Below are 12,853 nucleotides of genomic sequence, written 5' to 3' on the forward strand. Positions count from 1 at the left end.
CCTCGCTGCAGCTCATTTGAGAACTGTACCGATAGTGTAGCTGGCTGTCTCAGTCCAGCGCCTTTCTGAGCCTCGTCAAGGCTCCAAGAAAGAACGCACTGCCGATGACGGCTAGCGCCAGCAATTGCGGCCAGACGATTCCCAGTCCGGCACCACGAAACAGAATGGCCTGGGCCAGCTCGACGAAGTGGGTGGTCGGCGCGATGAGCATAATGTTCTGCACCAGCTCGGGCATGCTCTCTCGAGGAGTCATGCCGCCCGATAGGATTTGTAAGGGAATCAGCACCAGAATGATCAACAGGCCCAGTTGCGGCATCGAGCGCGCCACTGTTCCCAAAAAGATCCCTATAGAGGTGGTGGCAAACATTAGCAGCGTGGCGCCGAAGAGATATAGCGAGAGCGAGCCGTGAAGGGGCACTTTCAGCCAGCCTTCGACAATGACGCGTAGCGCGAATACCGAGGCCAGCAGCACTACCAGCCCCATCGACCAGACCTTGGCCAGCATGATCTCGAGCGAGGTGACCGGCATGACCAGCAGATGCTCGATGGTGCCGTGTTCCCGCTCACGGATCAGCGCGGCACCGGTCAGGATGATTGACAGCATGGTGATCTGGTTGATGGCCTCGTTGATGGAACCGAACCAGCTTCGGTTGAGATTGGGGTTGAACTCGGCGCGTACCACCGCTTCGATGGCCTCCGGCGAGGGTTGCCGGTATCCCTGCACAAAAGCGGCCACTTCATCACTGATGATTCGCTGGATATGCCCGGCCCCGGTGAATGCCTGGCTGACCTGGGTAGCATCGACGTTCAACTGGATGGTCGGTTGGCGGCCGGCCAGCAGGTCTCGCTGGAAGTCGGGGGGGATGTTAAGCGTAAAGGTATATCGCCCAGCATCCATGCCGCGGTCCATCTCGGCAATATCGATGAACTCGGGCGGCAGGAAATAGGGCAAATGGAAGGCATTGAAGATACGCAACGACGCCTGCGAACGGTCCTCGTCGACGATGGCCACACTGGCCCGGAACGGCGCTTCGGGCTCGCCAGTGGCGCTCAGATAGATCCCCAGGGTAAACGAGTAGAAAATCAGCAGCATCAGGGCAGGATCGCGACAGAGACTGCGTATTTCCTTGATGCCGAGTTGCAGGATATTGCTGAGCCTGGCCATGTCAGCGCTCCTGCTTTTTCAGCCCCACGACGCTGAACAGCGTCAATATGGGGATGGTAATAAGCAGGGCCAGGAAATACGGCATCAGATCCCCCAGGCCCAGCGCCTTGGAGAACACGCCGCGACTGATGATCAGGAAATGACTGGTGGGATAGACATGCCCGATGAGGGCCGCCCCACCTTGCAGCGCGGAAACCGGAGAGAGCAGCCCCGAGAACTGGATGGCAGGTACCAGGGTAGCGATGGCCGTACCGAAGATGGTGGCAATCTGGCTTTTCAGCACCGACGACATTAGCAAGCCCATCCCCGTGGAACAAATGACGTAAAGCAGCGCGCCGAAGCTCAACGTCAACAGACTACCCTTTACCGGCACGCCAAAGGCCAGTACAGCGAAGGCCACCAGGGTGGCGAAATTGATCATGGCCAGCGCGATGTACGGCAACTGCTTGCCAATCAGAAACTCCAGCCGCGAGACCGGCGTGACGTAGAGATTGATGATCGAGCCAAGTTCCTTCTCACGCACGACGCCCAAGGCAGTCAGCATCGCCGGTATCAGCATGAGCAACAGCGGAATCATCGCCGGGGCCATGGCCGGCAGACTCCTCACGTCGGGGTTATAGCGATAGCGAATGGCGATCTCCACCGTAGGTGATGCCGCACTGCCCTCGCTCAGGCGGGCCAAGGTGTCAGCGTGAATCCCCGCTACGTATCCCTTGATGGTATCGGCCCTGACCGGCATCGAACCGTCGATCCAGTACCCGACCTCGGGCACGTCGCCACGCTTGAGTTGGCGGCCGAATCCCGGCGGTATTTCCACCGCCAGGCTGATCTCGCCGCTGCGCAGGCGCTGCTGCATATCGCTGTAGTCGATCAGTGGAGGTTGTTCGTTGAAGTAACGCGACCCTGAAAGATTGAGCGTATAGGCCTGGCTGGTGGTGGTCTGGTCACGGTCGAGCACGGCGTAAGCCAGATTCTCGACATCCATGTTGATGCCATGTCCCATGATGAACATCAGGATCAGGCTGCCAAGCAGCGCCAACGTGGCACGCACCGGATCGCGGCGCAGCTCCAGCGTTTCGCGGTGGGTGTAACTGAACATTCGGCGCAGGCTGACGGCCAGTTGACCGGGCCGGGCCGACTGCTTCGGCGCCGCAGGCATGGTTAGCGGTGCGGTAGGCTCGGTGTCACTCGCGGTATCGGCCTCTTTCAGGTAAGTGATGAACGTCGCTTCCAGCGTGGGCAGCCCACGCGAAGCTAGCAGCCCCTCGGGGGTGTCAGTGGCCAGCACGCGCCCGGCATGCATTAGTGCAATGCGATCGCAGCGCATTGCCTCGTTCATAAAATGCGTGGAGATGAAGATCGTCACGCCTTCGTCGCGCGAGATCTGGCCCAGCAGCGCCCAGAAGCCGTCGCGGGCGACCGGATCTACCCCTGACGTAGGTTCGTCGAGGATCAACAGCTCGGGCCGGTGAATGATTGCCACCGCTAGTGACAGGCGCTGACGTACGCCCAGAGGCAGCGTGGCCGGCAACGTGTCGGCCACCGCCTCGAGCTCGAAGCGTTTCAACATCTCTTTTACGCGTATCTCGCGCTCGGCCTCGGAGAGTCGAAATAAGCGTGCATGCAATTCCAGATTCTGGCGCAATGTCAGCTCGCCATAGAGCGAGAACCCTTGCGACATGTAGCCCACCCGCTGACGCGTGCCGATGTCCCGCGGATCGACGGGGTTGCCGAACAGCAACGCCTGGCCCTCACTGGCGGACAGCAGTCCAGTGAGCATCTTCATGGTGGTGGTCTTGCCACAGCCATTGGAGCCGAGGAAACCGAAGATCTCGCCGCGTTCGATACGAAAATCGACATGGTCCACAGCAACGAAATCGCCGAATCGCTTGGTCAGGTCATGGGCCTCGATGGCGACACGTGCGTCCGGTTGGCGTGGCGCTATCTCGAAGACACGATGCTTGCGCCGCTTCGTCTCGGGCAACAATGCAATGAAAGCTTCCTCGAGCGTGGCACTGCCCGTCGATGCCAGTAGGTCACCAGGCGAGCCGGTACTCAGCACCTGACCGTCATCCATGGCTACCAGCCAGTCGAAGCGACGTGCTTCATCCATATAGGCAGTGGCAACCAGCACGCTCATATCGGGGCGTTTGCCCCGGATGCGCTCGATCAACTCCCAAAACTGGGCCCGGGATAACGGATCGACGCCGGTGGTCGGCTCGTCGAGAATCAGCAGATCGGGATCGTGAATCAACGCGCAGCACAATCCCAGCTTCTGCTTCATTCCCCCGGAGAGCTTGCCAGCCGGACGCTCCGTGAACCCGGCCAGCCCAGTGCTGCGCACCAGTTCGGCAATACGATCGCGACGTTCCTGGCGCCCCTGTCCGAAGAGACGGCCAAAGAAATCGAGATTCTCGAAGACCGTCAGAGTGGGATACAGATTCTTGCCCAGCCCCTGGGGCATATAGGCAATCCGTCGGCATACCTGGCGCCGATGACGACCAGCAGCCATGTCCCCGCCCAGCACAACGACCCTGCCCTGTTGAATTTTTCGGGCACCGGCGACCAGCGCCATCAGGCTGGACTTGCCGACACCATCCGGCCCGATCAGCCCCACCATGCTGCCGGCGGGAATGGACAGGTCCAGGGCGGATAGTGCGGTCACCGGACCATAGCGCAGGCTGACGCCTTCCAGGCGTATCACGGGATCGACAGGACTCATGGCGTCACGTTGACCTGGAGGTCTTCAGGCCAGTCGAGCGTGTCATCGAGCTTGAGATAGGCCATGCCCGGCAAGCCGGTCTTGACCTTGTCCACGTGCTGTTCGAGCAGTTGCGGGTCGATGCGCGCCTTGACCCGAAACATGAGCTTCTCGCGCTCGCTGGCCGTCTCGACGGTCTTGGGCGTGAACTGGGCCACGCTGGAGACGTAGCTAATGCGGGCCGGAATCACGTACTGCGGCGCAGCATCCAGCACCAGATGCACATCGGCGCCCAGCGCGACACGCCCGGCCTGACGCTCGGGCAGGAAAAAGGTCATGTAGACATCGGTCAGGTCGACGAGATTGAGCACCACGCCGCCGGCCGCGAGTACCTCGCCGGACTGGGCGACACGATACTGGACCCGGGCCACCCGATCGCTGCGCAGTTGGCTGTCTTCGAGATCGGCCTCCAGCTTGGTCACGGTCGCCTTTGCCGCCTCGATGGCGGATTGGGACTCGACCACCTGCGAACCGGCCGCCTCGATGGCCGCCTGGGCGGCAAGCACACCAGCCCGCGCCGCCGCCAACGCGGCTTCGGCACTTTGCAGGCTGGCCAGGTCATCATCGAGCTGCTGTCTCGACAGGGCATTGCGTGCCACCAACGCCCGGGTGCGCTCATAGCGCTTGCGGGCCGCCGTCAGCTCGGCCTGGCGCTGCAGTACGCTGGCCTCGGCTGCGGCCTTTTCGCTCTCGCGCTGGGTCACCTGGGCCTGGGCGGTACGCGTCGCATTCTCGGCCTGGCGTACCTGTGCCCTGGCCTGCCCCAGCTCAGCTTCCAGCACTTTCGTGTCCATGCGGGCCAATAGCTGATTCGGCTCGACCAGCTCTCCTTCATCAACCAGAATCGCCTCGATTCGGCCGGCCTGCTTGGTCGCAATATCGATCTCGGTCGCTTCGATCCGCCCGTTACCGCTGGCAAAGCCTTCTTCCAGACCCTCGGGACGCAGCCCCAGCCACGCCAGCGCACCGGCAATGAGCACGACACCAGTAGCAATCAGCGCTCGCCAAGCCACCTTTCTTAGCGTGGGGCTCATGGTATAGATTCCTTGACTAGCTAGTAACGGGAAAAGACGCGAGTTCTAACAACATGTGTCATCATGGACTTGATATAAGCACTATGGGGAGATAAAAAACGGTGTGATGACATGGATCAAGACTGTGGGAATTCGCACGGCCTGGGACCTGCGTAACACTGATCCCAAGCGCATCCGCCGCAAGTTCAGTGTCACGCTCGAGCGTACCGTCCTCGAGCTTCAGGGCACGCCCTGTATCGAGATGAACGACTTTGACGAACCCAGGCAGCGCATCATGACCAGCCGCTCGTTCGGCAAGCTCACCGGCAATTATCAGGAGATTCAGGAAGCCATTCGTCAGCACGGCCAGCGCGGCGCCGAAAAGCTCCGCCAGCAAGGCAGTCTTGCCCGGGCCGTGCTCGTGTTTCTCAAGACCAACCCTCACCGCACCGATCTACCCCAGTACTCGCCAAGCATGATCGTCGAGCTGGAGCGCCCCACCGACGACAGCCGCCCGATACTTCACGCAGCCAGCCAGGCGCTGCAGCGGATCTTCCTGCCCCGCTTCGCCTATATGAAGGCCGACGTGATGCTACTGGATCTCGTCGATGCCGACCGGCAGCAGCTTTCGCTACTCGACACGCCACAGAGCGCCACCGATCGTGCACGTAGCGAAAAGCTCATGGTCACCATGGACAGCTGAACCAGAAGATGGGCCGTGGCATGTTGCGCCTGGGCATGCCAACGGACGGCGCCGCCTAGCACTTGCGCTGTGCCAATCGTACGCCGCGATGGAGTACGCGCTGGGAAGAGATATCGAAGGTAAGGGTGCTGTAGGAAGCCAAAAGCCCCGGCAAATTGCCGGGGCCAAGCGAGAACTGACTAGCCTGAATAGCTCAATTAGAACTCTTCCCACTCAAGTTCAGCGGCTTGAGCTGCAGGCGTCTTCCTGACGACTGGCTGCGAAGCGCGGGAAGGAAGCGCAGAAGCTTGCTCAGGGGCAGAGATATGTCGGGAGCGCTGCATCCCGACCTTACGCTGCGCCTCACCTTCCGCTAGCCGGAAGATTGCGACTGCCGATTCAAGCTGAGCCGCCTGCTCCTCAAGTGATGATGCGGCAGCTGCAGCCTCCTGTACCAGGGCCGCATTCTGCTGGGTTACTTCATCCATTTGCGAGACGGCCTGATTGACCTGCTCAATGCCGTCACTCTGCTCCTGCGAAGCCGCAGAAATCTCATCCATGATGTCGGCAACCCGCTTAACCGAGGCCATGATGTCATCCATCGTCTGGCCTGCGCCTTCCACCAGACTCGCGCCCTGCTCTACCTGGCCTGCCGACGTCTCGATGAGGGCACGAATTTCCTTGGCCGCATCGGCGCTACGGCTTGCCAGGTTGCGCACTTCTGTAGCAACAACGGCAAACCCTCGGCCTTGTTCACCGGCCCGCGCAGCCTCGACCGACGCGTTGAGCGCCAGAATATTGGTCTGAAAGGCGATCGAATCGATAACGCCGATGATATCGGCAATCTTCCTTGAGCTTTCAGAAATGCCGCGCATGGTCACGATGACCTGGCCGACCGCATTACCACCACGCTCTGCTGTCGCAGAAGCTTCGCTAGCGAGGGTGCTGCCCTGACGCGCATTATCGGCATTCTGCTTCACTGTCGCCGTCAGCTGCTCCATGCTGGCAGCCGTTTCTTCAAGCGAAGCGGCCTGCTGCTCGGTGCGAGACGACAGATCGGTATTGCCGCTGGCGATTTCACGTGTGCCGATATGGATCGAACCGCTACTGTCACGAACCACGGAAACCGTCTGGGATAGCCCTGCCTGCATGTGTTTCATGGCAGTATACAATTGGCCGATCTCGTTACGCCCTCGATCAGCGATCCTATGCGACAGATCCCCTTGGGCAATTCGCTCAAAGTGCGTCGCAGCTTCCTGCAGGGGGCGAATGACGATACGCATCATGCCTACCCGAACCATGACGACACTCAGGATAACCAGCCCCAGGGCCGCCAAGCCGATATAGCCAAATGTGGTCATTGTCGTGCGGAAACCGGACAGCAGTTCCTGACCACGTGTCCTGGCAAAATCGATGAAGGCCTCATTGGCTTTGATATACGCCAAGTTCAGCCTGTCCCCCTCTCGCTTGGCTGCCCTGTATTCCCTTTCGTTACCGCGCTTGAGCGCTTCATACTGAGGAACCAGCCCCTTCGAGACGAGTTGGGAAAAAGCAGTCTCGACGGCATCAGCGAAGGGTTTGCCCTGTTCAGTTTTGGGAGCAGCTACGAAAGTCTCGAAACGCTGCTGAGCTACCTGCAGCTTCTCCCCGGCTGTCTCCAGATACATGGCCGCTGCGGCCTTGTCTCCTTCATTCAAAGCATCCAGATGGTTCAGAAAGAATAGCTGAGTGTCCGCGACATTGACCTGAGCACGGTTCAATGAATTCAACTGCTGCACATTGATTCGGTTCAGCTCGTCTATCGAACCAGACCCCAGGGTGCTGGATTGATAGCCAAGCGCAGCTACGAGCAGTATCAAGACTGTAAACAACACCAGGACGGCTGTTAACCCGGCCTTAACCGTCAGATTTTTCAATAAATTATGCATCTCTTGATCTCGCAGAGAGGAGGATCAGTCAGCCTTGATAATCCAGCCTAGATAGAAAAGTGCCCGCACTACGACGGTATGAGCGCAAGGCTAAGTGTCTTTTCCAAAGACAACTTAGGTATCGGCATACAGAACAAGGATATTTAGTATACAAAAAATTCGATTTGTAAATTTCAGATAACACAAGTTATTAAAACACGATGTTCATGAAAAATAGTTCGCAATTGGCGAGAACACTTGCCAAGCAACGGAAAGTCAGTCAGGGCTGTATCACGCCATTCTCAAGAGCCATAAGCCGGAGAAGCGCCGCTTCCGCCGCTGGGTTACCGGCGAGTTGTTACCCGAACTCCACCGCACTGGGAGCTATGCCCAAACGCGTCCAGGAGCTGAACCTGACCAAATACGCCCTTTAAGACGGGCCGCGCACTTCCGAAGTGCAGGCGCTCTTCTGGGAGGATGTACTGGATCACGAGCGTGGCATCGTGCGCTATCGGCGCGCCGTGGTGCGTGGTGCGTGGTCGCTTCAAGGTACCTACGAAGTGGTCGATCGGGACAGCCGCACCGTGCGTAAGAAGAAGCTACGGCTGGTATTCCTGAACTCCATGTCAGGCAAGCCGTTCTATGAAAACGCGCTGCGGGAGCGCTTCTGGAAGGTGCACCTGGAGAACGCGGGGTGCGGTATCGCGGGTCGAACCAGTGCCGGCTCTTCATCAGCTAGATGCTAAGCCTGGGCGTGGTGCCGCTGCACTGGATCTCGCAGCATGTGAGGCATGCCACGATCGACATGATCCAGCGCCGGTACGGAAAGTGGATCCGAACCGATGGACAGGACGTTCCTGAGATGATCGAGAAGCTGCTCGATCTATAAGCATTCCCAGAAATATTCCCAAAACCGTTTCCAAGGGACTAAAACGACGAAGGGGAACCAAGCTAAATGCTTGATTCCCCTTCAAATTCTGTGGCGGAGAGGGAGGGATTCGAACCCTCGAAGCCTTTCGACTTACACACTTTCCAGGCGTGCTCCTTCGACCACTCGGACACCTCTCCGCATTGTGGTCCTTGCGATGCGCTGGGCATCCCTCAAGAACGGCGCAAATGGTAGCGAGCTAAGCCCGCGATTGCAAGCCATTTTTCGGTTTCAAGGTGTGGATGCGGCAGGCAATACTACATAGTCGCCCTCGGCTTCGAGGCATAGCGTGTCGCCAACGAACAACTGCTGCCCGAGGGAAAGACGCCCTTTGCCGGTATCTTGCAGACGCTTTTCGAGCATGGCCGGTGCATCGGCGTCACGCGGCGTACATACCAGCCGATAATCGCCTGTAACCGGGGCAATAAAACGTTGGCCAGCCTGTGCGACAACGACATCCTGGGCACGCTGCCGACTGCGCAACCAGAGCGTGATCCAGCACCAGCCAATCAGTGTGGTCTGGGCCGCAAACGAACCACCAAACCCGGTCCCCTTGTCGTTGAGGTTGGGCCTCAATTGCAACTCCCACACCAGCGACTCCCCCTGCCAATGCATTCCCTTGATGCCCAACTGCCCGACCAGCGGAATGGCCTCACCTAGCCAATCCTGAAAGGCAGCAAGGTCATCGAGCTGGTTCGCTGCAGGTAGCGGCAAGCGAGGATGAGGAATGCCGGGTTGGCGCATGGCTTAGTCCCAATGCTCGACGAAATCGCTGGGATCGCGCTCAGGTAACGGCTTGAGACGCCCACCAGGCTGGCCCAGATAGATAAAGCCGACGATCTGGTCATGTTCGCCCAAGCCGAGCCCCTTTTTCACGGTTTCGTCGAAAGCGAAGGTGCCGGAACGCCACATGGCACCTAGCCCCATGGCATGGGCGGCAAGCAGAATGCCGTGTGCGGCACAGCCTGCCGATATTACCTGTTCGATCGGCGGTACCTTGGGCAGGTCAGGCGTTACCTTGGCGATAACGGCGATGATCATGGGTGCCCGCTTGGGCTTCTTGCGAATCGAGTCCAACTGCGCTTCATCGATACCCGGCTTGGCCTGACGCTCTCCCTCGGCAAACAACTCGCCTAGACGATCGATACCTTCCCCGCTGAACTCGATGAAACGCCACGGCGTCAGCTCCTTGTGGTCGGGTGCTCTGAGTGCGGCACGATACATGGCATCAAGTTGATCACGGCTGGGGGGCGGCCCGGCCAGTTTGCCCATTGAGTTTCTTTCGTGCAGCAGCGTCATTGCATCCATGGCGGTTCCTTTCAAACGAGAATATGTCTCAATACCTTATCGGATTCCTCACTGACGTGCCAGCCGCAGTGGCGCGGGCGGACGCTCGCCGGGCGTGCCACGCCACGGACTGATATCGAGACCGCCCCGCCGTACGTAGCGGGCCATGACCAACAGGCGCTCGGGATCCACCCTCGCCATCAGGTCGGTGAAGATATGCTCGACGCAGTGTTCGTGAAAGTCCTGATGCTGACGATAGGACACCACATAGCGCAGCAGCCCTGCACGATCGATCTTCGGCCCCCGGTAACGGATCAGCACACTGCCCCAATCCGGCTGCCCGGTCACCGGACAGTTGGACTTGAGCAAATGCGAGTACAGGCTTTCTTCGACGATCTCGTCGCTGGCAGTCAGCAACTCGGGATTCGGCGAATAATCGCTGATATCGACATCGAGTCCATCGATGCAGTGCCCGGGAAACTGGCGGGGCATCAGCGCTTCATCGTCGAGGTCGAGCAGCGCCACATCGATCTTGTCACCGGCGGCGGCGGCCAGGTCCCTCGAGAGGGTCTGCTGGACCTCGTCCCAGCCCGTGAAACAGCTCTGGTTGAAGCTGTTGAGATAGAGCTTCCAGGATTTGGACTCGATCAGATTGGGCGATGTCGCCGGCAGGCGGAACCTGGCGACAGCGACTATCGGCTTGCCACGCTCGTCGAGCCAGGACATCTCGAAGGCGTGCCACTCGTCCTCGCCGATGAACGGCAGGCTAGCATCGTCGATGCCCAACGGTGCGCGGTTGGCGGCCCGTGCTATGGGAAACAGCAGCGTCGGATCGTACTGTTCGGGATATGCCGAGTCGCGACCCAGCGGCGCATCCCTGAGAGTGTCGGGGCGATGTGTCATGGTGTCAGCTCCTGATGCCCTTGCCCCGCTCCAGCATCCACAGGGCCAGAACGAAAGATGCAACGATGAAAATCGCAATGGCAACGAGCGCGCCCCCCACCGGTATGTCGGATACGCCCAGAATACCGTAACGGAAGGCATTGACCATATACAGGATCGGATTGGCCAACGACACACTCTGCCAGAACTGCGGCAACATGCTGATCGAGTAGAACACCCCTCCCAAGTAGGTCAGCGGTGTAAGCACGAAGATCGGCACGATGGAAATATCATCGAACTTGTGCGCCAGCAAGGCATTGATGAAGCCACCGATCGAGAACAGCGTTGCCGTCATGGTCACCACCCCGAGAGTCACCAGTGGATGATGAATGTTCAGGTCAGTGAAGAAGAACGACACCAGAGTTACGATCAGCCCCACTCCTAGGCCACGCGCCATGCCGCCCAGCACAAATCCCGCCAGGATCACCCAGTTGGGCATCGGCGAGACCATCATTTCTTCTACCGAGCGCTGAAACTTGTTGGAAAAGAACGACGAGGCGACATTGGAATAGCTGTTGGTGATCACAGCCATCATGATCAACCCCGGCACGATGTAGGCCATGTAACTGATGCCATCCATCTCACCGATGCGCGAGCCGATCAGGTTGCCGAAAATGATGAAATACATGGTCATGGTGATCGATGGCGGCAACAACGTCTGCGGCCAGATGCGCGTGAAGCGGCGTACTTCCTTGACCACCAGGGTCCATAGCGAGATCAGGATCTGCTGGGGATTCATGAATTCGCTTCCTCCTGGGCCGCCCGCTTCACCTTGGCGTTGTTACCCTCGACCATGGACACGAACAGCTCCTCGAGCCGGTTGGCCCGGTTGCGCATCGACACCACCTCGATGCCCATGGCTGAAAGCTGGGAGAAGACATCATTGAGACGCTGCCCTTTCCTGACCGAAAGGGCGAGCTGCGCACTGTCGACCTTCTCGACCTCGAAGCCCTCGAGCCGAGGCGCCTCGACGACAGGTCGCGACAGGTCGAACAGGAAGGTTTCGGTATCGAGTTCGGTGAGTAGATCGCGCACCGAGGTATTCCTGACGATCTCGCCATGATTGATGATGGCGATATTGCGGCACAGGCTCTCCGCTTCCTCGAGATAGTGCGTGGTCAGGATGATGGTGGTGCCTTCTTCGCGATTGATACGCCGCATGTAATCCCACATGCTGCGCCGCAGTTCGATGTCCACTCCGGCAGTCGGCTCGTCAAGAATCAGCAGACGCGGTCGGTGAATGAGCGCACGAGCGATCATTAGCCGGCGTTTCATCCCCCCAGACAGCATTCTCGCCGGGCCGTGACGCTTGTCCCACAAGCCCAGGTCCTTGAGCAACTGATCGCAGCGAGGCTTGGCCTGGCGCAGCGACAAGCCATAGTAACCAGCCTGAGCAAGGATGATGTCCTCGACCTTCTCGAACTGGGAAAAGTTGAATTCCTGAGGCACTACACCCAAGTGGTACTTGGCCTTGGCGAAGTCGCGGTCGATATCGATTCCGTAGATCTTTACCTGACCGGCGGTTTTTTGAACCAGCGAGCAGACAATGCCCAAGGTGGTCGATTTGCCCGCCCCATTGGGACCGAGCAGCGCAAAGAAGTCCCCCTCGGGGACGTCCAGATCGATGCCCTTCAGGGCATGAAAGCCATTGCCGTAGACCTTGGTCAGTCCACGGATGGACAAAGCCGGTTCCGCCATCGAACACACCTGTCATCAGTCGGTCGCTGGGAAAAAGAACAAGTAACATGCGGCCGACGCGGGAAAAATCAATGCCTGGCTAATTATTTTCCCATGCTATCGACCGGAGGATGCCGCCGACGGGAACGCATCACGCAGCAGGACACCTGCCACCCGTGCAGTATCGGAAGAGAACGAGAGAAGTGAAATCGCGCTGGAGCGGGAAACGAGATTCGAACTCGCGACCCTCGCCTTGGCAAGGCGATGCTCTACCACTGAGCTATTCCCGCCTATCGAGATGAGAGCAAGCAAGTGGCGTCCCATAGGGGGTTCGAACCCCTGTTACCGCCGTGAAAGGGCGGTGTCCTGGACCACTAGACGAATGGGACGCATGGACGCGAACGTCTGGAGCGGGAAACGAGATTCGAACTCGCGACCCTCGCCTTGGCAAGGCGATGCTCTACCACTGAGCTATTCCCGCACTGCTTGCG

11 protein-coding genes and 4 tRNA genes are annotated in these 12,853 nt (G+C 59.1%); 2 read left to right on the forward strand and 13 right to left on the reverse strand.

Annotated elements, in window-relative coordinates; translation table 11 throughout:
* Window positions 1–49: 49 nt before the first annotated feature.
* Genes MHM84_RS14070 through MHM84_RS14080 form a run of 3 tightly spaced genes read right to left on the reverse strand, consistent with a single transcriptional unit; the run spans window position 50 to window position 4,960 of the window.
* Window positions 50–1,165 carry an ABC transporter permease gene (locus MHM84_RS14070; RefSeq protein WP_239266993.1) on the reverse strand — a complete coding sequence of 372 codons (1,116 nt, stop codon included), beginning with the start codon at window positions 1,163–1,165 and terminating at the stop codon, window positions 50–52.
* Window position 1,166: 1 nt separating this feature from the next.
* A complete protein-coding gene (rbbA, locus tag MHM84_RS14075) occupies window positions 1,167–3,887 on the reverse strand; it encodes a ribosome-associated ATPase/putative transporter RbbA (RefSeq protein ID WP_239266994.1) in 2,721 nt (906 codons plus the stop codon).
* Entirely contained in the window at window positions 3,884–4,960 is a 1,077-nt protein-coding gene (locus MHM84_RS14080) for an HlyD family efflux transporter periplasmic adaptor subunit (RefSeq protein ID WP_239266995.1), read from the reverse strand. The genes rbbA and MHM84_RS14080 overlap by 4 nt, the downstream gene beginning before the upstream one ends.
* A 124-nt stretch (window positions 4,961–5,084) precedes the next feature.
* Here MHM84_RS14080 and MHM84_RS14085 point away from each other — a divergent pair, with 124 nt between their 5' ends.
* Entirely contained in the window at window positions 5,085–5,642 is a 558-nt protein-coding gene (locus MHM84_RS14085) for a hypothetical protein (protein ID WP_239266996.1), read from the forward strand.
* A gap of 197 nt (window positions 5,643–5,839) precedes the next feature.
* Here MHM84_RS14085 and MHM84_RS14090 read toward each other — a convergent pair whose 3' ends face one another.
* Complete coding sequence (locus MHM84_RS14090; protein ID WP_239266997.1) at window positions 5,840–7,549, reverse strand: methyl-accepting chemotaxis protein; 1,710 nt, start codon at window positions 7,547–7,549, stop codon at window positions 5,840–5,842.
* 434 nt (window positions 7,550–7,983) lie between these two features.
* On the opposite strand from MHM84_RS14090, the gene MHM84_RS14095 reads away from it, so the two are divergent.
* Entirely contained in the window at window positions 7,984–8,274 is a 291-nt protein-coding gene (locus tag MHM84_RS14095) for a hypothetical protein (protein WP_239266998.1), read from the forward strand.
* 234 nt (window positions 8,275–8,508) lie between these two features.
* Here the strand turns inward: MHM84_RS14095 and MHM84_RS14100 are convergent.
* The 9 genes from MHM84_RS14100 to MHM84_RS14140 form a co-directional block, all read right to left on the reverse strand.
* Window positions 8,509–8,596: transfer RNA gene (locus MHM84_RS14100), tRNA-Ser, on the reverse strand.
* A 91-nt stretch (window positions 8,597–8,687) separates the two neighbouring features.
* Window positions 8,688–9,200 carry a YiiD C-terminal domain-containing protein gene (locus MHM84_RS14105; protein WP_239266999.1) on the reverse strand — a complete coding sequence of 171 codons (513 nt, stop codon included), beginning with the start codon at window positions 9,198–9,200 and terminating at the stop codon, window positions 8,688–8,690.
* Window positions 9,201–9,203: 3 nt separating this feature from the next.
* On the reverse strand, window positions 9,204–9,764 hold the full coding sequence (locus MHM84_RS14110; protein WP_239267000.1) for a nitroreductase family protein: 561 nt from the start codon (window positions 9,762–9,764) through the stop codon (window positions 9,204–9,206).
* A gap of 48 nt (window positions 9,765–9,812) precedes the next feature.
* Window positions 9,813–10,646 (reverse strand): NADPH-dependent 7-cyano-7-deazaguanine reductase QueF, encoded by an 834-nt coding sequence (gene queF / locus MHM84_RS14115; RefSeq protein WP_239267001.1) that lies wholly within the window; start codon window positions 10,644–10,646, stop codon window positions 9,813–9,815.
* A 4-nt stretch (window positions 10,647–10,650) separates the two neighbouring features.
* Complete coding sequence (locus MHM84_RS14120) at window positions 10,651–11,424, reverse strand: ABC transporter permease (protein ID WP_239267002.1); 774 nt, start codon at window positions 11,422–11,424, stop codon at window positions 10,651–10,653.
* Complete coding sequence (locus MHM84_RS14125) at window positions 11,421–12,383, reverse strand: ABC transporter ATP-binding protein (RefSeq protein WP_239267003.1); 963 nt, start codon at window positions 12,381–12,383, stop codon at window positions 11,421–11,423. The genes MHM84_RS14120 and MHM84_RS14125 overlap by 4 nt, the downstream gene beginning before the upstream one ends.
* Window positions 12,384–12,577: 194 nt before the next feature.
* Window positions 12,578–12,652 (reverse strand) — tRNA-Gly (locus MHM84_RS14130).
* Window positions 12,653–12,675: 23 nt separating this feature from the next.
* Window positions 12,676–12,751: transfer RNA gene (locus tag MHM84_RS14135), tRNA-Glu, on the reverse strand.
* Between the two features lie 17 nt (window positions 12,752–12,768).
* Window positions 12,769–12,843: transfer RNA gene (locus tag MHM84_RS14140), tRNA-Gly, on the reverse strand.
* Window positions 12,844–12,853: the final 10 nt, after the last annotated feature.

It is taken from the genome of Halomonas sp. McH1-25 (assembly GCF_022348165.1).
Lineage (GTDB): Bacteria > Pseudomonadota > Gammaproteobacteria > Pseudomonadales > Halomonadaceae > Modicisalibacter.